This window comes from Priestia sp. YIM B13552 (genome assembly GCF_042787775.1).
Classification (GTDB): domain Bacteria; phylum Bacillota; class Bacilli; order Bacillales; family Bacillaceae_H; genus Priestia; species Priestia megaterium_E.
Genome location: NZ_JBHZOU010000001.1, coordinates 353,329 through 373,776 on the forward strand (window position 1 = coordinate 353,329; position 20,448 = coordinate 373,776).

At 38.3% G+C, this 20,448-nt stretch carries 23 protein-coding genes and 1 riboswitch; of the genes, 10 read left to right on the forward strand and 13 right to left on the reverse strand.

Features of this window, described 5'->3' with window-relative positions; translation table 11 throughout:
- Window positions 1-97: 97 nt before the first annotated feature.
- From putP to ACFX40_RS01785, 3 genes are all read left to right on the forward strand, one after another.
- Entirely contained in the window at window positions 98-1,576 is a 1,479-nt protein-coding gene (putP, locus tag ACFX40_RS01775; protein ID WP_028407983.1) for a sodium/proline symporter PutP, read from the forward strand.
- A gap of 228 nt (window positions 1,577-1,804) precedes the next feature.
- Window positions 1,805-2,464 carry an SIMPL domain-containing protein gene (locus ACFX40_RS01780; protein ID WP_028407982.1) on the forward strand — a complete coding sequence of 220 codons (660 nt, stop codon included), beginning with the start codon at window positions 1,805-1,807 and terminating at the stop codon, window positions 2,462-2,464.
- A gap of 62 nt (window positions 2,465-2,526) precedes the next feature.
- The gene (locus ACFX40_RS01785) at window positions 2,527-2,793 is read left to right on the forward strand and encodes a hypothetical protein (RefSeq protein WP_060746058.1); all 267 of its coding nucleotides are present in this window, start codon (window positions 2,527-2,529) and stop codon (window positions 2,791-2,793) included.
- A gap of 37 nt (window positions 2,794-2,830) precedes the next feature.
- Here ACFX40_RS01785 and ACFX40_RS01790 read toward each other — a convergent pair whose 3' ends face one another.
- The 5 genes from ACFX40_RS01790 to ACFX40_RS01810 all read right to left on the reverse strand — a co-directional run bounded on the left by ACFX40_RS01790 (window position 2,831) and on the right by ACFX40_RS01810 (window position 8,648).
- On the reverse strand, window positions 2,831-4,012 hold the full coding sequence (locus ACFX40_RS01790; RefSeq protein ID WP_028407980.1) for a trans-sulfuration enzyme family protein: 1,182 nt from the start codon (window positions 4,010-4,012) through the stop codon (window positions 2,831-2,833).
- Window positions 3,996-5,141, reverse strand: a complete 1,146-nt coding sequence (locus ACFX40_RS01795) for a trans-sulfuration enzyme family protein (RefSeq protein ID WP_028407979.1) — start codon at window positions 5,139-5,141, stop codon at window positions 3,996-3,998. The genes ACFX40_RS01790 and ACFX40_RS01795 overlap by 17 nt, the downstream gene beginning before the upstream one ends.
- A 71-nt stretch (window positions 5,142-5,212) precedes the next feature.
- Window positions 5,213-5,330: riboswitch (SAM riboswitch) on the reverse strand.
- Between the two features lie 167 nt (window positions 5,331-5,497).
- The gene (locus ACFX40_RS01800; RefSeq protein WP_028407978.1) at window positions 5,498-6,160 is read right to left on the reverse strand and encodes a hypothetical protein; all 663 of its coding nucleotides are present in this window, start codon (window positions 6,158-6,160) and stop codon (window positions 5,498-5,500) included.
- A 69-nt stretch (window positions 6,161-6,229) separates the two neighbouring features.
- Window positions 6,230-7,333, reverse strand: a complete 1,104-nt coding sequence (locus tag ACFX40_RS01805; RefSeq protein WP_405105570.1) for a spore coat protein — start codon at window positions 7,331-7,333, stop codon at window positions 6,230-6,232.
- Window positions 7,334-7,562: 229 nt separating this feature from the next.
- Window positions 7,563-8,648, reverse strand: coding sequence for a CotH kinase family protein (locus tag ACFX40_RS01810; protein WP_263034392.1), 1,086 nt, complete (start codon window positions 8,646-8,648; stop codon window positions 7,563-7,565).
- 171 nt (window positions 8,649-8,819) lie between these two features.
- On the opposite strand from ACFX40_RS01810, the gene ACFX40_RS01815 reads away from it, so the two are divergent.
- Window positions 8,820-9,263 (forward strand): CotG/ExsB N-terminal domain-containing protein, encoded by a 444-nt coding sequence (locus ACFX40_RS01815; protein WP_377253961.1) that lies wholly within the window; start codon window positions 8,820-8,822, stop codon window positions 9,261-9,263.
- Window positions 9,264-9,407: 144 nt separating this feature from the next.
- Window positions 9,408-9,554 carry a hypothetical protein gene (locus ACFX40_RS01820; protein WP_165802490.1) on the forward strand — a complete coding sequence of 49 codons (147 nt, stop codon included), beginning with the start codon at window positions 9,408-9,410 and terminating at the stop codon, window positions 9,552-9,554.
- A 31-nt stretch (window positions 9,555-9,585) separates the two neighbouring features.
- On the opposite strand, the gene ACFX40_RS01825 is transcribed toward ACFX40_RS01820, so the two are convergent.
- The gene (locus ACFX40_RS01825; RefSeq protein WP_013056116.1) at window positions 9,586-9,999 is read right to left on the reverse strand and encodes a YppG family protein; all 414 of its coding nucleotides are present in this window, start codon (window positions 9,997-9,999) and stop codon (window positions 9,586-9,588) included.
- Window positions 10,000-10,228: 229 nt separating this feature from the next.
- On the opposite strand from ACFX40_RS01825, the gene ACFX40_RS01830 reads away from it, so the two are divergent.
- Complete coding sequence (locus tag ACFX40_RS01830; protein WP_013056115.1) at window positions 10,229-10,423, forward strand: YppF family protein; 195 nt, start codon at window positions 10,229-10,231, stop codon at window positions 10,421-10,423.
- Between the two features lie 125 nt (window positions 10,424-10,548).
- Window positions 10,549-10,719 (forward strand): hypothetical protein, encoded by a 171-nt coding sequence (locus tag ACFX40_RS01835; RefSeq protein WP_013056114.1) that lies wholly within the window; start codon window positions 10,549-10,551, stop codon window positions 10,717-10,719.
- 396 nt (window positions 10,720-11,115) lie between these two features.
- Here the strand turns inward: ACFX40_RS01835 and ACFX40_RS01840 are convergent, their stop codons facing one another.
- A complete protein-coding gene (locus ACFX40_RS01840; protein ID WP_013056113.1) occupies window positions 11,116-11,466 on the reverse strand; it encodes a YppE family protein in 351 nt (116 codons plus the stop codon).
- Window positions 11,467-11,511: 45 nt separating this feature from the next.
- Window positions 11,512-11,766 carry a hypothetical protein gene (locus ACFX40_RS01845; RefSeq protein WP_013056112.1) on the reverse strand — a complete coding sequence of 85 codons (255 nt, stop codon included), beginning with the start codon at window positions 11,764-11,766 and terminating at the stop codon, window positions 11,512-11,514.
- Between the two features lie 227 nt (window positions 11,767-11,993).
- Here ACFX40_RS01845 and ACFX40_RS01850 point away from each other — a divergent pair, with 227 nt between their 5' ends.
- Window positions 11,994-12,095 carry a hypothetical protein gene (locus ACFX40_RS01850; RefSeq protein ID WP_016763465.1) on the forward strand — a complete coding sequence of 34 codons (102 nt, stop codon included), beginning with the start codon at window positions 11,994-11,996 and terminating at the stop codon, window positions 12,093-12,095.
- A gap of 11 nt (window positions 12,096-12,106) precedes the next feature.
- Here the strand turns inward: ACFX40_RS01850 and ACFX40_RS01855 are convergent, their stop codons facing one another.
- Entirely contained in the window at window positions 12,107-13,102 is a 996-nt protein-coding gene (locus ACFX40_RS01855; RefSeq protein WP_098333588.1) for a DUF2515 family protein, read from the reverse strand.
- Between the two features lie 73 nt (window positions 13,103-13,175).
- On the opposite strand from ACFX40_RS01855, the gene recU reads away from it, so the two are divergent.
- Both recU and ACFX40_RS01865 read left to right on the forward strand, forming a co-directional pair.
- Window positions 13,176-13,775, forward strand: a complete 600-nt coding sequence (recU, locus tag ACFX40_RS01860) for a Holliday junction resolvase RecU (RefSeq protein WP_014460963.1) — start codon at window positions 13,176-13,178, stop codon at window positions 13,773-13,775.
- Window positions 13,776-13,838: 63 nt separating this feature from the next.
- Window positions 13,839-16,682 (forward strand): transglycosylase domain-containing protein, encoded by a 2,844-nt coding sequence (locus ACFX40_RS01865; RefSeq protein ID WP_377253963.1) that lies wholly within the window; start codon window positions 13,839-13,841, stop codon window positions 16,680-16,682.
- Window positions 16,683-16,717: 35 nt separating this feature from the next.
- On the opposite strand, the gene ACFX40_RS01870 is transcribed toward ACFX40_RS01865, so the two are convergent.
- From ACFX40_RS01870 to asnS, 4 genes are all read right to left on the reverse strand, one after another.
- Window positions 16,718-17,218, reverse strand: a complete 501-nt coding sequence (locus tag ACFX40_RS01870) for a YpoC family protein (protein WP_377253965.1) — start codon at window positions 17,216-17,218, stop codon at window positions 16,718-16,720.
- Complete coding sequence (gene nth, locus ACFX40_RS01875) at window positions 17,205-17,876, reverse strand: endonuclease III (RefSeq protein WP_028414079.1); 672 nt, start codon at window positions 17,874-17,876, stop codon at window positions 17,205-17,207. The genes ACFX40_RS01870 and nth overlap by 14 nt, the downstream gene beginning before the upstream one ends.
- A 140-nt stretch (window positions 17,877-18,016) precedes the next feature.
- Window positions 18,017-18,724, reverse strand: coding sequence for a DnaD domain-containing protein (locus tag ACFX40_RS01880; protein ID WP_028407970.1), 708 nt, complete (start codon window positions 18,722-18,724; stop codon window positions 18,017-18,019).
- Window positions 18,725-19,060: 336 nt separating this feature from the next.
- Window positions 19,061-20,353 carry an asparagine--tRNA ligase gene (gene asnS / locus ACFX40_RS01885; protein ID WP_028407969.1) on the reverse strand — a complete coding sequence of 431 codons (1,293 nt, stop codon included), beginning with the start codon at window positions 20,351-20,353 and terminating at the stop codon, window positions 19,061-19,063.
- Between the last annotated feature and the right edge of the window lie 95 nt (window positions 20,354-20,448).

Consider the following 20,448-nt stretch of genomic DNA (forward strand, 5'->3'; position numbering starts at 1 on the left):
AGTAAGGGAAAAGTTTGTTAGTTTTAGAAACCATAAGATGTTTGCATGGCGAGTAGTGCTCGTTTCATGCATAAAAAATGCATAAAGGGGAGATTTCGTGGATATTGGTGTTTATATTTCACTGGGCATTTATTTTGTAGGAATGCTTGGAATAGGATGGTATGCCTACACAAAAACAACTCAAGACGTATCGGGTTACATGCTAGGCGGACGCGGACTAGGTCCGGCTGTTACTGCGCTTTCAGCAGGTGCTTCAGATATGAGTGGATGGATGTTAATGGGTCTTCCGGGATCCATGTATGTGACAGGTCTTTCGAGTTTATGGCTTGCAGTAGGTTTATCTATTGGTGCGTATTTAAATTATTTAATCCTCGCTCCGCGTCTTCGCACTTATACGGAAGTAGCGAATGACTCCATTACAATTCCGGACTTTTTTGAAAATCGCTTTGGCGACCATGCCAAGGTTCTTCGAACAGTATCAGCGATTGTTATCTTTATTTTCTTCACTCTTTACACTTCAGCTGGTATGGTATCAGGCGGACGACTGTTCGAATCGGCATTTGGTGTGAATTATCAAATTGGCTTATTTGTAACAGCATCTGTTGTTATTGCCTACACCCTTTTCGGTGGATTTTTAGCCGTTAGTTTAACAGATTTTGTTCAAGGTGTTATTATGTTTCTTGCCTTAGTTTTAGTACCTATTGTAGCTTTCACCAATGTTGGAGGCGTTAACACAACAATAGATATTGTGCAGGACATTAATCCAGCATATCTTGACATTTTTAAAGGTACGACCGTTTTAGGTATTATATCTTTCTTAGCCTGGGGACTCGGCTATTTCGGACAGCCTCATATTATCGTTCGCTTTATGGCTATCTCTTCTGTTAAGGAGTTAAAACCCGCACGTCGTATTGGAATGAGCTGGATGATTATTTCTATTATTGGTGCTATGCTGACAGGACTTGTTGGGATTGCATATGTAGAAAAAACAGGTATGAAACTAGCAGATCCTGAAACTATTTTTATTAAATTTGCGGATATACTCTTCAATCCGTTAATTACTGGATTCTTATATGCAGCTTTACTAGCGGCAATTATGAGTACCATTTCTTCTCAGCTGCTTGTAACGGCAAGCTCTGTTACAGAAGACTTTTATAAAACATTTTTCCGACGCAAGGCCTCTGACAAAGAGCTTGTGACGGTTGGAAGAGCTGCGGTTTTAGGTGTTGCAATTATTGGCATTTTGCTTTCTTTAAAACCTAGTGATACGATTTTAGGGCTGGTTGGATACGCTTGGGCTGGATTTGGTTCAGCTTTTGGTCCTGCTATTTTACTAAGTCTTTACTGGAAGCGTATGACTCGATGGGGAGCCCTTGCAGGGATGATTGTAGGTGCTGCTACAGTATTAATTTGGGTAAATACTCCATTGAAGGATGCTCTTTACGAAATGATTCCTGGGTTCTTTTTAAGCTTATTAGCTGTTATTATTGTAAGTTTACTAACAAAGAAACCGTCAAACGATGTTCAAAATCAATTCATTGAAATGAAAGAAATCTTAATTAAAGAATCGAAATAAACAAAAAGAAGCTGAAGAAAAGTATGTTAGTTGAAGGAAGATCCGAACGAATTTGATTCTTGATGAAGAATCAAATTCGTTCGGATTTTTTTATTGGTATGGTGAATGTAGATTTCATGTATGTAGGTGCTTCTAGCGGTTGATTTAGTTATGTCTCAATCTCTTTTTGTTTTTAATCTCCTTTTCTTATCATATATATACTAAAGATCAATAAAGGAGGTTTTTGGTATGCAACATTCTTATTTCCCTTATGAACCTACACAGCAACTGCGCGTAGATACACAAAATAGAGAAATTAAAGTAATTGGTGAAGGAAGTGTTTCAGCAGTTCCAAATGAAATTTCCATGACGATTGGAACCCGCACGGAAAACCGAGACGTTCAAGAAGCCTTAAAAGAAAATTCAGCTGTTTCAAATACTTTGCTGCAAGAAATAAAAAAACTTGGAATCAATGACCAGCAAATTGAAACAGCTTCGTTCACCATAAATCCTAAATATGATTACAGCGATGGAAAATCGACTCTTACAGGATACGAAGTACAGCACTTATTTAGAGTAAGAGTACAAGATGTAAAACAAGCTGGCGATGTCTATAACGCTACTTTTTCAAGCGGAGCCAACGTAGCGCAAGATCTTCAATTCCACGTTACAAATGATGATAAATATGAACAAGAAGCGATAAGCAAAGCTTTGCTTAACGCTAAAGAAAAGGCCTTTACCATTGCCAACACGCTGCAGCTCCCTATTAACCAAATTCCTATTTTAATCGAAGAAGGACCTGTCTATCAGTCATCTGGCTCCTCGCCTAAGTTATTAGCAGCCTCTCCCCCTATTCAAGCTCAGTCCTTGATTGTATCTGCTTCTGTAAAAGTTACGTACACGTATTAATACTTGTGGTAAACTATAGATTATTATAATGAAGAAACTAATCTAAAGGAGCTCTTTGCACAATGACTTCTGAACATTTACTAGCAGCTTATCAAACCCTATGGTTGAACCGTTCGTTCGCTTCTAAACAAGCCATGACAAGTGAAGATCAGCTTCACGAAGCCATTATGAAAGATTTAAAAGATGAAATGACTCATCCACGCGTCCGGCAAACACCGTATGTAAAATATCACCTTGGCATAAAAAGAATTCTAAACAGCAGTCTTTCCTCTGATGAAAAAGTTGCGCTTGCGTCCCTATACACAAACCTTTTAGATAGCTGTATATAACGATAAAAAAGGACTTCCTTGATGGAAGTCCTTTTCTTTATTTAATTAACGCTTTTTCTTCTAAGCTTTGAAAAACCGCCTTAAAGTCTTGCTTTAAATCTTCGAATTCCTCTAACCCTACTGAAAGACGAAGAAGTGAATCAGTAATTCCTTTTTCTTCACGCACTTCTTTTGGGATACTTGCATGAGACATTGTTGCAGGATGCGTTAAAATGGATTCAACTGCACCTAGACTAACGCCAATTGAAGCCAATTTTACTCCTTGTAAAATATGTCGTGCTACCTTTTCATCCTGTACTTGGAAAGAAATCATAGCTCCGTATCCATTTGCTTGTTCTGAAATCAGTTTGTGGTCTGGATGACTTTTTAAGCCTGGATAATATACATGGCTTACTAGAGATTGTTCTTCAAGCCACTTTGCAAACTGCAGCGCTGTTTTTAACTGCTGATCTAAACGAACTTTTAATGTCTTAATTCCTCGAAGCAGTAAAAAACAATCCTGCGGTCCCAAGATAGCACCAAAAGCATTTTGTACAAACTTTACTTCTTCTGCTAGCTTTTCATCGCTTACTACAACTAAACCGCCAATGACGTCACTGTGACCGCTGATATATTTTGTAGCACTATGAATCACAATGTTTACACCAAGGTCAATCGGCTGCTGTAGATAAGGTGTTAAAAACGTGTTATCCACAATTGTAAGGAGATTGCGCTCCTTCGCCAAACTTGCTACTGCTTTAATATCCGTTACCTGTAAAAATGGATTTGAAGGGCTTTCGATATAAATAGCCTTCGTATCCTTTGTGATAGCTTCTTCAACTTTCTCAACCTTCGTTGTATCAACAAAAGTTGTTTTGATACCAAACTTTGAAAATAATCGTGTTAATACACGATATGTCCCGCCGTACGTATCATGTGAAACTAAAATTTCATCCCCCGATTCAAAAATAGATAACACCGATGAGATAGCAGCCATACCTGATGAAAAAGCAAAACCAGCGTATCCATTTTCTAGCTGAGCAATGGTGTTTTCTAAAGCCTCACGAGTTGGATTTCCTGAACGAGAATAGTCATAGCGGCCGTTGTTCGTCTCATCTTCTTGGTTAAATGTAGATACCTGATAAATAGGTACGTTAACCGCTCCAAAATGACCGTCAATTCCTGTATTTGCATGGATTAAGTTCGTACCAAATCTATGTTTATTATTGTTGGTATGCATCAAATGCCTCCTTCAAATCTTTAATTAAATCATCTGCGTGCTCAATTCCAACTGATAATCGCAGTAAACAGTTTGTTACTCCGACACGATTTCGAATTTCTTCCGGAATATCAGCATGTGTTTGACGAGCTGGGAATGTCATTAAACTTTCCACGCCTCCTAAGCTTTCTGCAAATGTAATAACTTTGACATTTTCTAAAAGTACTGACACGATGTCAGGGTGTGAGACAGCAAAAGAAATCATGCCTCCAAATCCAGTTGCTTGTTTCTTCATGATTTCATAGCCTGGATGTGTTTCAAGACCAGGGTAATACACTTTTTCCACGAGATCATGAGCAGTAAGCCAATTTGCAATTTTCAGTGCGTTTTCATTATGCTTTTCCATACGAAGGGCTAGCGTTTTAACACCGCGTAATAACAGCCAGCTATCCTGTGGACCTAAGATTGCCCCAGCTGCATTTTGATAAAAACGAATTTTCTCTCCTAAGCTACTACATCGAGCCACTACAAGACCAGCAACTACATCATTATGACCCCCAATGTATTTGCTTGCACTATGTATCACAATATCTGCTCCAAGCTCTAAAGGACGCTGATAATAAGGGGACATGAAGGTATTGTCAACGATAGTAAGCAAATCATGCTGTTTAGCTAACGAAATTGCTTCTGGCAAATCAGTCACGTGCATCATTGGATTCGTAGGTGTTTCAATAAATAAAGCTTTTGTGTTGGGACGAAGCGCATCTTTTACTTGCTCGAGATGGGCTGTGTTGACGTACGAAACAGTAATTCCTTGCTCTGAAAAAATTTCATTTAGTACTCGGTACGTTCCTCCGTATAAATCCTCTGATACAATTAAATGATCTCCGTTTTTAAATAGTGCTAAAACTGCCATTACACCCGCCATTCCTGAAGCGAATGCTACTCCTACTTCTCCTTTTTCCAAAGCAGCAATTGCTTCTTCCAATGCTGTACGAGTAGGGTTTGCCGTACGTGCATAGTCAAATCCTGTACTTTGCCCTAAAGCAGGATGAGCAAATGTTGATGCTTGGTAAATGGGTGTTGTAATAGAACCTGTTGAAGGATCACGACCTACTCCTGAACGAACTAATAAAGTTTCAATTTTCATCTATTTCTCTCCTTAACTCAAAATAAAAAACACTCTTCACAGATGGAAGAGTGTTCGTTTATACACGATTTCTCTCATCTGTTAGAACAATACTGATGTTCCACAGGAATTAGCACCGTTCAAATGAATGTTTCATTTGATGGTTGCCGGGCATCGCAGGGCCAGTCCCTCCGCCACTCTTGATAAGAGTTCTATATAATTGTTGGTGGTTAACGTTTGTTGTTAATAACTTTAATAAAGATTTTCTTTATTGTCAACATAATTTTCTAAAAAATTTAAATCATCTCATTTGTTTATTCAATATACCTGTCCTGATAAGCACATAAAAAAAAGAGACGAAAGCGAGGTCTCTTTTTCTAAGGCAAGTGTACAGATTTTACGTGAGCTAACTTCCAATACATACTTTCTCCATTTGCCGTAATTAGTTCAACAATATTATTAGAAACTTCTTTAAGTACGCCAATTTTTTCTGATTGATCCCCTAAATCTAATACGACCAGTTGATTTTCATATTTTTTAAGCTGCTCTTCAAAGTTTCTGACAAAAGGTGCAGAGGCGGGCCTTACTGGGAGCTCTTTGTCGCTTAAAGAATAAGGGGTTAACTCATTGCTGTAAGGAGTGAGCCATTTCAAATGATGCAGAGAAACAAAGACATTTTTATACACTGGAGAATAAAACACAAGATAATCATTCAGCACGCTTGTGATATAGCCATGCAATGATTTCCCTCCTGTTACATAAATTTCAATAAATTTCCCTTTTGCCTGCTGTAAAATATTACGATAAGAAATCCGCTGACTTTCTTCTATTAAATTCTCTTCTATTTCACGTAAAACCGTATAGTCTTCTTCAGATACTTCCCGCAAACCATGCATGTGTAAAAGAGGAATATACAAATAATCATGTCCATTATACAAAACCATAATATCTAATCCAAGATCAATAAGCCTGCCAACAAATGTCGTTTTACCTGAAATATCTAACTCCACAATTTTATTGATATAATGATTCATACTCATTCTCATTCTCCTCCTTTTTCCCATATGATAGAAAAGGTGCTTTATAAGCACCTTTTATGTTCCATTTCATCATGCTTTCCAACGATAATTTTTCGTTTTAATAACTTTCTCAGCCGGTGTTGAAGAGCGTGAACCCGTACGGCGTCTTCCCGAGCGATCACCTGTGCGTCCTCCCGTGCGGCGTCCTCGAGAACGATCGTCTGTGCGTCCACCCGTGCGGCGTCCTGTACGCCCACCTGTCCGGCTTCCCGTACGTCCGCCTGTGCGGCTTCCTGTACGTTCTCCCGTACGGCTTCCTGTACGCTCTTCTGTAGACTTTGCAGCTTCAGTCTCTCCATTTTCTTCTGTTTCTTCATTATTTTGATTGTTATCGTTTTGCTTAAAAGCCCCTTTTGCTCCTACACAAATGGTTTTAACGTGTCTTGGCTGTAAGCGTAATACTTGATTATTCTGCACAAGTGTAAATGTACCATTTCGGCTTTGTACTAACACGCCCTCTACAGCTTCAGGTCCTCCATTATTGATTGATACCCATTTATGAGAAAGGTGGGCAAAAAGATCGTTAAAGCTTTTGGATTTCATATATTCTGGTTCTTGGCTCACTACGAGTTCATTTGCAGATTGACTAGCTTGATCTCCATTGTTGTTTTGATATTCACTCACACTCTTAACGTGTTCAGTATTAATATAGATGACACCGTCGTCCTCTGTGAGTAATACTATATAAGCAGATTCAAATGAACCTAAGACATCAAGAAGCTGACCTGCTTTTTTCTCAGGTCCACCTTGGTTAACCTGCACATATTTAGTTTTCATTAATGATAAAGTTGTAGCAAAAGTTTTTCCTCGATATAATTCTAATTCTGCGCTAATTCCAGTAAACGTTTGTGCCGAATTTGACATAGTATCTTCAGTTATACTTTTTACATGCGCTAAGTGATAATATACAAGTGTATATTCTTGTTGATTATTATTTTGATTGTTTTGATTATTTTGGTTGTTATTTTCACCATCATTGTTATTATTGTTATTGTTGCTTTCCACTGCTAAGATTAAATAATCTGATTGCACGTCAACCAAATAACCTGTTTTAGATTCAGGTCCTCCACGATAAACGGTCACCACTCTTCCTTTTAGGGGTTTGAAGTGAGAAGAATAGCCTTTATCAGGCATTTGTATATTTCGGCTGCGTTTTTGGCTTGATTTTTGGCGCGGGTTTTGATTTTGCCCTTGTTCTTGGCCATAGTAATAGTTACTCATTGTTTTTCCTCCTTATTAGTTATCCTTATTGGTCATTCATACTGTATATATACGTATCATGTACAGCTATTGATTTCCTGCATTTGCCTATTATTAGCAAAATCCACTGTTGCCTATAAAGTGCCTATAAATCTATCTCTTTTTAAAGAGTCAAAAGGTTATTTTCAATATACGCTGTTCGTTCTTTTATAAAAGACAGCATAAATTCGGGTTCTTTATAAAATTGCTCCAAGTTATCTTTTACGTAAGGATCTTTTAATACATAAGGAGCAATATAATCATGCAGTTGATAAATGATTGGTTTCATGCATTCTATTGTAAATTGATTATTTAGAACATTGTTCATTTTTTGAATATATCGCTTTTTAATGCTGTTTACCGCCAGTAAGCGAGCTGTAAGCGTATTAAATCCTTGTGCGCGGACATAGTCTCCTTCCATTACTTTCCCATTTACATCTCTTCCCCAAGTTGCATCATAATCCCATGGAATCAGTTCAAAGCGACCGCTTTCATGATTTAGATAGAGGGCATAGTTATGGACAAAACCGTCGTAATTCTGCATACAAATAATACCGACTAACCAAGATAAGTAGCGGTCGACGTTCAGATACTTCTCAATATTCTGTTCGAATTCCGTATTTGTCCACGTATTAAGATTAAATATAAACTTTTCTAATTTTTCCTCATCCCCTTCTCTCACTGCTTTATCTTCATATCCAGATAACAAAGTTGTTTTCGGCCTTTTATCCAAATCGCTCATCAAAGAAAAATTAGCATCTCCGTCCACTGCATAAAATATGGATCCATCCGCTAAATTTCTTTTTTTCAAAAATAGTTCATCTACCGATTCGAGCTGAAGATATATTCCTTCATTTTTCCCATTAATCTTAAGAGTGACAAACTGAGAATGAGGAGATAAAACGTCTAAAGAGGAGAAAAAATCGAGGGACAATTTGTTGCGCATAAGCGATGGATCTTTGTATTCAGCGTTTAGGTGTATTTCTTTGGCTCGCTGAAATATTTTTGGAGAATAAAATTCAATATAATATGACTTTTTTTTCATCTTCCGAATGTGGGAGCCTCTTAGCAGCAAATCAATATCGTAGCGTTTTTTGTTAAACTTCATCGTTGCCTGAACCGCTTCTTCTGACCAAATATCTCTTTGTATTTCCTTTAAATCTTTTACATTCACAAACAGAGCGTATTGAGGGATTTCTTTTTGCTTCATTATTCGACCACCTTTCTTCAATTATTAAAGTATATGAAGGGTAAATTCTCCATGATACCCCACCTCATCAACTATTTGCGCAAACTCCACTTTTGACTCATATCAAGGACAAGCATCAGTGCGTATTCTATTAATGCAAGACCTAGTCCAATTGACAAGGAGGTTTTTGTATTGCATATTACACCTGAAAAAATTAAAGAGGCTGCTGAAGCCTTGGAATGTACAGAACTGAAATCTTTTATGTTTCAAGAGCCAACTGCCGGTCCACTAACAAAGCCGGGTCGCTCTTCTCGTAGCACTGGCCGTTCACGTCGTTCTACTCGCCGTTCTTCTCGTCGTTCTCGTCGTTCTACTCGTCGTTCTTCTCGTCGTTCTCGTCGTTCTACTCGTCGTTCACGTCGTTCTACTCGTCGTTCACGTCGTTCTACTCGCCGCTCTCGTCGTTCTACTCGTCGTTCACGTCGTTCTACTCGTCGTTCACGTCGTTCTACTCGCCGCTCTCGTCGTTCTACTCGTCGTTCACGCCGTTCTACTCGCCGCTCTCGTCGTTCTACTCGTCGTTCACGTCGTTCTACTCGTCGTTCACGTCGTGCTCGCCGTTCACGCCGCTCTTAATTTTTCTAAACACTCATCTTTATTGCAAAAAAACGCCGAAGAACCATGAGTGTCTTCGGCGTTTTTTTCCACTTATAGTAGGGCACATTTGGAAATATACTAAGATGGGATGTTATTCATTTTACATAGAGAAGGAGAGGTTTTATGAAAAAAAGCAAGCATCAAATTTCAACTTCATCAACAACAGATGTCGAAGAAGTCAAACGTTTAAATGCTCAGTCCGGATTAACTTACAATGAAGTATTTACACTTCTTGGAGAAAGCTATTTGAAAAATCAAAAGAAAAAATAATAAGCAGGGACTAGAAAACACCTTCTAGTCCTTATACTTTGAAAATCCCGGAAAACCCTTTTACTAGGGATGTTAATTGGTTCATGGCTCCCATCATCTGCCCCGCAGTATTCATCATCTTGTTCATATCGTAATTGCCATCACTCGATTTAAACTGAGACATTAATGACTGAAATTGAGAAGGCTGAGGCTTTTGTTGCTGAGCTTTAGGGTATGGATTAAAAGGCGCACCTGCATTATTGTACATGGGCTGCTGGTACATTCCGTTCATATAGGGAATTTGCTGAGGACCAAAAGGCATTTGTTGCTGAGCGTACGGATGTTGCGGCATATAAGCTTCCGTCCATGGCTGCTGATGATACTGCGGAAATGGATGTACCTGGCTTAAATCAAAACGTTCTGGTTGATGTTGCTCATAATACGGATAATGCTTACTTGTATACATGCAAAATCAATACCTCCTTTTTAATATTACATAATATATAGTATGTATGCAGAAATAAGAGGTGACGTTCGTCTACTTGTACTTTTGGAAAACACATTCAAAAATATGTAGGTTTCTGTCGAAAGTTTAAATTTTTCAAAAAAACGAGATTATTTAAATATATGGTACGATAAGAACAAGTGATACTACGATACGTAGTGGCACAAACGGGGATTAGGAGGGAATTTACATGTATGTGAACGAACTTCAAGAAGCTTTTATTGCGGTGAAACAGTATGAGCCGCAGTCAAGTAATGAATTACTCGATTTTGCTCAGCAGCAGTATTTAAAAGGTTTTTTAACTCCTATGAATTACAAAGCCGCTGTACGTGAACTCGAACAAATTGGAGCTACTAAGCCCGATTTTAGTGCACAAGATGATTAATTTTTTTACTACCACCGAGAAATCGGTGGTTTCTTTGTTTCTTATAAAGTGGACACATACTTCTTTTTTGACTTGTTTATACTATAAAAGCTTTAACGCAGTATTCAATAAAGGAGGTCTATCTCATGAGTCGTGGAAAACATTTTGATCATAAAAAGCAAGGCCAAAGTGCAGTAACTAAAACAAATAACGCTGTTGCTTCTAAACATACTGAAAAAGTTGATTATCATATCGATACAGTCGCTTCACAAGATCACCCAGCTGTTTCTATCCAATCTCAAAAAGATTTTGATTAACTTTTTAATTGATATGATAAAAAGAGGCTGGGACATAACAAAATGATTCCAATCTAGAGAGGAACAAATGGGATACATGAGCTGAACTGCTTATGACACCGCAGTTGATATCTCCATGCAAGGCTTCGCTTTCCGCGGGGGCCGCTGAGCCTCCTCGTCGCTTGCGCTCCTGCGGGGTCTCATCTGTTCCGCTTTTCCCGAAGGAGTCTTCGCCTTGCCCTCCAATCAACTGCTAGAAGGAACAAAGCAAATGAAACCTATGCTTCTCATCAAAAAAACGAACTACGAATCAAAAATTTTGATCGATAGTTCGTTTTTCACTTCGTGTAAAATACGCTTGTCACAATCTCATGCATAGAAAATCCCCACCTTATAAGTCTCAACGGAAGGCCGGGATTAATTATTCAATATCGACTCGAGCACATACTTATTTGAGTGATACATCTTTTTAAATCGCTTTTCTCGCGTCTCGGGATAAAATGACTGTAGTACAACGTTTTGTAAATTTTCTTTTAACGTCTCTACTTGATTAACATGAATATATTTTGGTCGCTCTTTCTTCAGCCATTCCGTTACGAGACTAGCCCATTCATCAAGTTCTTTGAAGAAAATATCTCCATAAGGCTTTACTTCTTCAAAAAATTTCACTTCATAATTTTCTTCCTGTTGAATAGACGCTAATCGTTCTACAGCTACTTCATTATATTGAAACATGATCTCCGTACTTTTTTTCACATCTTCATTCATCGTTATTCGTCACCTCTACGATGACTATTGTAACATAAACAGTCTTTATACTGTATGAAGAACCATTTCTCTTCGGCTTCTATTCCATTCTGTTTCGGAAGGCATGCTTTCGTACACAGCTACTTCAATTTCTTGCAGTGATTGGTCAATGCGATGAACTTGTTCCATATATGTTTCTTCACAATGTGTAAATGCTTCATTTATAGATGTAGACATCGTTTTATCCACTAAATCTACTTGCTCTAGTAAGCTATCTAATAAAGTCATCATTTCGCTTGTTTTAACCATACTTTGTTTCATCGCCATCCCTCCAAATTTTCCTTTGCATAACGTATTCTCTCTTTTCTTCATTGTCCCTTCACACATGACAAAACTAGTTTCTATTCGTCAAAGAAAGATGTTTTCGACATTTTCATTTATGATGAATCGAAAGTGAACATATTGAAAACACTAGTATAGACATTTCAGCTAAGCAGATACATTCCGCTGCTGAACGTTTATTACGACATGATAGGAGGTGCCTAGATATGGCCAACAAACAGCAAAAATCACAGCCTAAAAATAAGCCTGAAACAAAAACCTACGGTGATCCTAAAAAGTTAAACGGTCCTAACCAGCCTTCTACTTAAGAACAAAACGGTCACAAGTGACCGTTTTTATTTATATTAAATACTTGCGCTACTTTCATTAATATATACAGCTGCTTTTGCTTTTGAAGATACCACTTTGTAAAATGAACTTTCTTTGGAAAAGACGGCTTTTTCATGAGCTTTTGCTCCTCTTTTTTCGTTAAAAACCACTCTTCTCTCTTCTTTTCATGATGTCTAATAGCCGGATACACCTTTCGAAGAGCAGGTGTACGGCAACTAGTTTCATTCACAAAATACTGTTCATAGTCGTATCTTGAACCCGTATGCTTTGTTTTCAAAGAAAATTCATAAAACAAGGGATAATACTTTTCATGAAATAATAAAGCCGCTAATTCCTTGCCCAAATCAATCCGATTATTTACTTTTGTAAAATCATGAACAGAACAACCGTATAATTCCCCTTTTGTAGTAGGAAAAAGGACGGAACTAAAGTGGAATATATCTTGAAAAAAAAACAGCGCACTTTTAAATACTCTATCTTGATAAAAAGGCTGTTCAATAACGGGCTGTTGAATAACATGCTGCTCATTCACAATTAACGCATGAATAAGCTGCAGTTCACAAGGTCTCTGCATAAATTGTCTCCACTTCTCTTCGATAAAAGATGAAACATTTAAATAGGGAAGTAAATGAGCGTAAGAGACATGTTTTTTACGCGAAACAGCATACAATAGTAATTGTGGGAAGGCATCTTTAAAAATAAGCCAATTTGCTCTTTCATACGTCAAAAATAATAAATCGCGCGTTTGCTTTGATAACGCTTTTTTCATGTTTTTCCCTTGCAAATCACACATATTCCATCCTGCATTTCGTGATACCATACTTGCGAGAAATGCCCACTTTACTTCAGGATATCTATGATAAAAAGTTGCATAAGCCTGGGTTCTTGATATATTATCAATATTCAGCTTGTCTGTGGTTTTTTTAATCGCCGTCAACAGCGCTTGTTCCGAACTATTGAGTGACATCTCTTCATCTTCTTTCATCTATTTTTATTTGTAGGATTTGGTATAATAGAATTTGTTTGTTTAATAGATTTACACTAAAGGAGTGATGGTTATGATTCGCTATCCTAACGGAAAGGCCTATAAGCCATTGAATACCAGCAGTCCTTCCCCTAAAAAGCTAGAAGCTAGCTATAGCAATCGTGGTATGACGCTGGAGGACGATTTAAACGAAACAAACGAATACTATGTTTCAAAAGGAATAGCCATTGTTCACAAAAAACCAACCCCTGTTCAAATTGTAAAAGTAGACTATCCGAAGAGAAGTGCCGCTGTTATCAAAGAAGCTTATTTTAAACAGGCTTCTACTACAGACTATAATGGAGTCTATAAAGGAAAACACCTTGACTTTGAAGCAAAAGAAACGAGAAATAAAACCTCATTTCCGCTGCGTAATTTTCATGAACATCAAATTGAACATATGAAGCAAATTGTGAAACAAAACGGGATTTGTTTCGTTATATTAATGTTCTCTACTTTACAAGAAATATACTTGTTCGAAGCACAGTTCCTTTTTCCTTATTGGGATGCCATGAAAAAAGATGGACGAAAATCAATCCCTAAGGCAGATATTGAAAAAAAAGGACATTTCATCGAACTTGGTTACCATCCGAGAATCGATTACATAAAAACTATAGATAAATTATACTTTTAAGAGTATGATATATATGTTTACGGAAATCATTCTCTTACAATGCGTTGAAAGGTAGGAGTTTTTATGTCAGATAATTATCGCTCTCGTGAAGAACGACGAAGAGCTATGAATGACAACAAACCAGAAGGTAAATCTCAAGGAAAACCGAAAAAGAAGAAAAAAGGAGGCCTATTTCGTAAAATTGTTGCCGCAGTTTTACTGATAGGAATCATCGGGCTCATTGCCGGAGTGGGAACTTTTTTTGCTATGATAAGCGATGCTCCAAAAGTTGATGACTCGGTATTAAAAAACTCTTTTTCATCTAAAGTATATGCAAACGATGGAAAGACAGTTGTAAAAGAAATTGGAGCTCAAAAACGTACATATGTGCAATACGATGAAATCCCTCAAGTCGTCAAAAACGCATTTATCGCTACGGAAGACGTTCGTTTTTATAAGCATCACGGCGTCGACTTTTACCGAATTGGCGGAGCATTAATGGCGAACTTTAAAAACGGTTTCGGTGCTGAGGGCGGTAGTACGATTACTCAGCAAGTGGTAAAGAATTCGTTCTTATCACCAAAGAAGACGGTTAAACGTAAAGTACAAGAAATGTGGTTAGCTTACCAGCTTGAGCGTAAATATTCGAAGCAACAAATTCTTGAAATGTATTTAAACAAAATATATTTCGCATCAGGTGAAGTATACGGTATTGAACGAGCAGCTGAGAAATTTTACGGAGTTAAAAGCGTAAAAGATTTAACTCTTGATGAAGCTGCTATGTTGGCAGGCTTACCAAAAGCGCCAACTACTTATAACCCAGTTACAAACCCAGAGAATGCTACTAAACGCCGTAACACAGTATTAAACTTAATGGCTAAAAACGGCTTCATTACACAAGCCGAGGCCGACAAAGCAAAACAAGTAGATGTACAGGCTCATTTAGCTAAACAAACTGAATCAACATCTAAGTACGATGTATTTATTGATCAAGTAATCGAGGAAGTAAAAAAGAAAACAGACGCGGATCCATTTTCTGCGGGCTTAGAAATTTATACAACGCTTGACACTAATGCTCAGGACTATGTGGATGATGTGATGAACAACAAAGTAGTCAACTTCCCGAACGATAAATTCCAAGCAGGTCTTGTCGTTGTAGATAATGAAACAGGCGGTATTCAAGCAATTGGAGGCGGACGTAATCGTGTATCAGGCGGCTTAAACTTTGCAACAAATATGAGACGTCAGCCCGGCTCAACAATTAAGCCGATCTTAGATTACGGTCCAGCGATTGAGAACTTAAAGTGGTCTACTGGACAACCGTTAAAAGATGAAGAATATCATTATTCAAACGGCACGCCAATCCGAAATTTTGGACGCAACTATAAAGGCTGGGTTTCAGCTCGTGAAGCTTTAGGACGTTCACTGAACATCCCTGCTTTAAAAGCGTTTCAAGCAACCGGTGCGGACAAAGCAAAAGAGTTCGCTACAGGCCTTGGGCTAAAATTAGATGAAGAAGACGGCGAAGCTTATTCTGAATCTTATTCTATCGGAGGCTTCCGTACAGGTGTTACACCTCTACAAATGGCTGGAGCCTATAGTGCTTTTGCAAATGAAGGTATGTACAATGCACCGCATACAGTGACAAAGGTAAAATTCCCTGATGGAACAGAAATTGATTTAACGCCAAAACCAAAACGCGCAATGCAAGATTACACGGCATTTATGATGACGGACATGATGAAATCTGTTGTAAACGAATCATATGGTACAGCTCGTGCTGTTCGTACACCAGGATTAGAAATTGCGGGTAAAACAGGAACTTCGAACTTTAGTGCTGCAGAAAAGCAACGATATAATATTCCAGACGCTGGTGAAAAAGACGTTTGGTTTAATGGGTTTACGCCAAACTATACGATTTCCGTATGGACAGGCTATGAAACTGCTAAAGACGGCTATATTTTAAGTGCTAATGAAACAGGCATGGCAAAAAATATCTTTAAGCATGTTATTACTCATATTTCTGAAGGCAAACCTAAAGGAAGTTTCAAGCAGCCGGACAGCGTAGTTGAACGTTCCGTGGAAAAACCAACGGGCAAAGACTTAAAACGTCCAAGCGGCTCTACTCCTTCGAGCTTAATTACTAAAGAATACTTTGTGCGCGGTACTGCACCGACAAAAGTATCTCAAACGTTTGTGAAGAAAGAAAAAGAAGAAAAGAAAGAAGATAAAAAAGAGGACAAAAAAGAGAAAAAAGACAATAAAGATGTGAAGCCAAAAATTACTGCTTCGTATAGCGGAGGAGCAATTTCAGTTAACTGGTCAGCGTCAAACGTAGCCAGCGATACGACCTTTACAGTCACAATGTCATCTCCTAACGGTTCTGAACAACTCGCATCTGGCGCAGGAGCCGGTGGAAAAACAATTTCCAACCCAGCACCAGGCGCAACGTATAGTTTCACCGTAACAACAAATACGGGCGAAAGCGCTAGTTCTTCTGTAAAAGTCCCTGGTTCATCAGATCAAGCTACGGAAGATGATTCTACTAAGCCTGAAGATGACGGAACAACGGACGATAATCAAAATGAAGACAATAGCAACACTGATCAAAACAACGGCTCTGATCAAGGTGACGATTCATCTACTCAGCCGGATGATAACCAAAACAGTAATAATGGCAGCAATAGCGGCGGTAACAATAGCGGCAATAGCGGCAATAGCGGCAACACCGATAATAACAATAATGATAGCGGCAATGGTAACGATGGTAATAGCGGCAACAACAATAATAACGGAGGCACAACAACTCCTCCAGCAGACAACGGTGGAAGTGACTCAGGAAGCCAAACACCACCAACAACACCTGCTACACCATCGACGCCGTCAACACCTGCTACACCGCAGCAAGAGCCAACAACTGAAAATTAACGTAGCAGTAAAAAGCCCCTACACGTGTAGGGGCTTTATTGCTTGTGAAGAATAAGCATTTTTGCATATTGCTTACGCAGCTCATTAAATAATTCTGTCAGCTGAATATACGCTTGATAAGAAGAAACTCGCTGCAGCAAAAACATAAGTCTCTCAGCACAGTTAATAGGCTTATAGGTTAGGTCTGCTATATCTTCTTGCAGCTGATTTAAACGCCGAACGGGCTGTCCATTAATCCAAAACAGTAAACTAATATACATAGCAGCAGCTTGTTTCATACAAGGCGCTGCTTCTTTTGCTTTCCGCTGAGAAAAAAGCGTATGCAGTTCTTCCCTTTGAGTTTCCCACTTTTCAAAAAATGGCCGTATGTTCTTTTGAACATCCCTCCAAGGTGTTTTCGTTTCTTTATGTACATCGTATAAAATATCATAAGTAAAATAATTTCTTCCATTTTTTGTATCTAATTCAAGAACCCGATCTTCTTTTGAATAGAATGGTTCGCATATGAAATGTGACGGCACTTCAATCGGTAACATCTGTCTTCTTCTCTTTTCCTTTCATTCGTTTCTTTCCTTCTCGGCAAAGATCAAGAAGCGGGCAGACATGACATTGAGGAGACTGTGCTTTACAGTGATAGCGTCCAAAAAAGATAAGTCGATGATGCGTAACGGACCATTCATCTTTCGGAATTTTTCTCATCAGCGTTTTTTCTACTTCTAAAACTGAATCTTTCCACCTGCAAATCCCAAGGCGTTTACTTACACGTTCTACATGCGTGTCTACGGCTATTGACGGTACTCCAAAAGCTACGGATACAACAACATTAGCCGTCTTACGCCCTACTCCCGGAAGATTGGTCAGCTCATCACGATCTTTCGGAACTTCTCCTCCGTATTCATCAATGAGCATACGGCAGAGCTTTTGAATGTTTTTAGCTTTATTTCTATATAAGCCGATTGATCTAATATCTTGCTGCAGCTCTTCTAACGAAACGGCTAAATAGTCTTCAGGCGTTTGATATTTCTTGAATAAATCCGCTGTTACGCGGTTGACTAAAGCATCTGTGCACTGAGCAGATAGCGCCACAGCAATGACTAAATCAAAGGGATTCCGATGATTTAACTCACAGTGAGCGTCAGGAAACATTTCTGCCATAGCATCTAGACACTGTCTGATTTGTTTTAACGTTAACATACTAGTTCTCCTTCTTCTTACAGGTAGTTCCCTCCTATTTTACAATAGGGTTCCTGTCAAATGCTACTCTTGTCCGTATTCTTTTAAAAAAGCTGCTTCAAGATTCAATTACTTGGATCTTGAAGCAGCTTTTTATCCTGTCATTGCTCTAGCCAATTAAAAAAAGGAATGGCTGATGTAGACTGAGAAGGGTTAACAGAAGATAGTTTTTTGGGCTGTTGATTTTGACGAAATTTTTGGCTATGCTTGCGGGCTTGATCAATGGTCCGAATACCATTTTTCTTCCATTCAAATAAAATACGATCAATATACCGGAAGTTTAATTTTCCAGACATCACCGACTCTCTTAGTGCCGCTTTAATAATAATGGGATCATGATGATCTTGATCAATCCACATCGCTAGTGTTTCGCATTCAAACGGAGACAATGCTCTGCCGAACTCTTTTTCAAACATTGTATATAAATTAAGCTCTTCTTGTTCTTCTTCGTTTTTTTCTACTTCTCTTGTTTCTTGCATCATATGATGAATAAGCTTTTCCCAAAGCGGTTTTAATGAATAACGTTCACAAATAAGGGCGTTTTGCTGTTGATCTTGCTCAATAGATAAAAAGCCGCGCTGAATTAATGCTCGCAGCGTATCCATGCAGACAGCACTTGAAATACTCATTTTTGCCGCCAATTCGTTAGGTGTCGGGAAACCTTCACCGCCTTCAATGGAAACATAAATATGCATTAACGTCATGAATTCCGTTTCGTTCATTCCCAAATCGCTATAGTGATTAAACAGCAGCTTCGGAATTGAAACTGTGCCTTGTTCAAACCATTCAATTAACGTTTCTTTTTTCATATCCGAACACCTCAGTAGTTAGTATATCATGAAGTTTATAGTCAAAGTAATAATTATTCGAAGCTAAAAAAGCTTCTATGTAAAACTTTCCGCTGAAACCGTACCATTGCTCTGCACATATAAAATATATACGAACGATGACTTCCTTCCAAGAATATTACACTAACTTATTTTTTCGAGAATTGCAACTCCCTTTTAAGTTAGACTCTTTTCTATGTTTGCCTTTGTTTCCTTATGATATAAGTAAAAGCCTCGTTTATCTTTTCTTTTTATGATTCATAAAAAAAGCTAAAAAAGTATCCTGACTACAAGAGTCAGAATACTTTTTTCACTTCCTTACGGGTATAAACGGTTTAATAAGCGTGGGAATGGAATCGTTTCACGAACGTGTTCTACGCCGCTAATCCATGCTACCGTACGCTCAAGGCCTAAACCAAATCCTGAATGTGGAACTGAGCCATACTTGCGAAGCTCTAAATACCACTTATACGTTTCAGTATCTAATTTATGCTCTTCTACACGCTGAGCTAAAAGCTCTTGATCATGAATACGTTCAGAGCCTCCAATGATTTCTCCGTAGCCTTCTGGTGCGATTAAGTCTGCACATAATACTACGTCTTCATTTGTTGGATCTGGCTGCATATAAAATGGTTTTAATGACGTTGGATAGTGTGTAATGAATACCGGCTTGTCATAGCTTTCTGCGATAGCCGTTTCATGCGGTGCTCCAAAGTCATCTCCCCACTGAATGTCTGTAAATCCTTTTTCATGTAAGAATTTAAGAGCGTCATCGTACGAAATACGAGGGAATGGCGCTTTAATTTGTTCTAACTTAGATGTATCACGGCCTAGTACGTTTAACTCTAACTTACAGTTTGTTAAAACAGACTGTACAACATGAGACACATACTCTTCCTGTACTTTCAAGTTATCTTCGAATTGGTAGAAAGCCATCTCTGGTTCAATCATCCAAAACTCAATTAAATGACGGCGTGTTTTAGATTTTTCAGCACGGAACGTTGGACCGAATGAAAATACTTTTCCAAGCGCCATTGCCGCTGCTTCCATATAAAGCTGTCCACTTTGAGAAAGATATGCATCTTCGTCAAAATATTTCGTGTGGAATAATTCTGTTGTTCCTTCAGGAGCACTTCCTGTTAGGATTGGCGGATCTACTTTTGTAAACCCGTTTTCGTTAAAGAATTCATACGTTGCACGAATAATTTCGTTACGAACCTTCATAACAGCATGTTGACGTTTAGAACGCAGCCATAAATGACGGTTATCCATTAAGAACTCTGTTCCATGTTCTTTTGGCGTAATTGGATAATCAACAGCTTCATGAATAACTTCAAGGCTTGTAACTGTTAACTCATAGCCAAACGGTGAGCGCTCATCTTCACGTACTACACCTGTTACATATAGTGATGATTCTTGCGTCATAGATTTAGCTAATTTAAAAGTTTCTTCTTCTACTTCAGCTTTTACAACTACCCCTTGCATGAATCCTGATCCATCGCGCAGCTGTAAAAAGGCAATTTTACCACTTGAACGTTTATTCGCTAACCAAGCACCAATTGTTACTTCTTTTCCTACATGCTTGCTTGCTTCTGAAATCGTAATTTTCACGATTAATATCCCTCCAAAAAACTTACATTTCGTAATTATGTATGCCATCCTATTATACATTTCGACAAACATAATAACAAGTAACAAACAAAAAG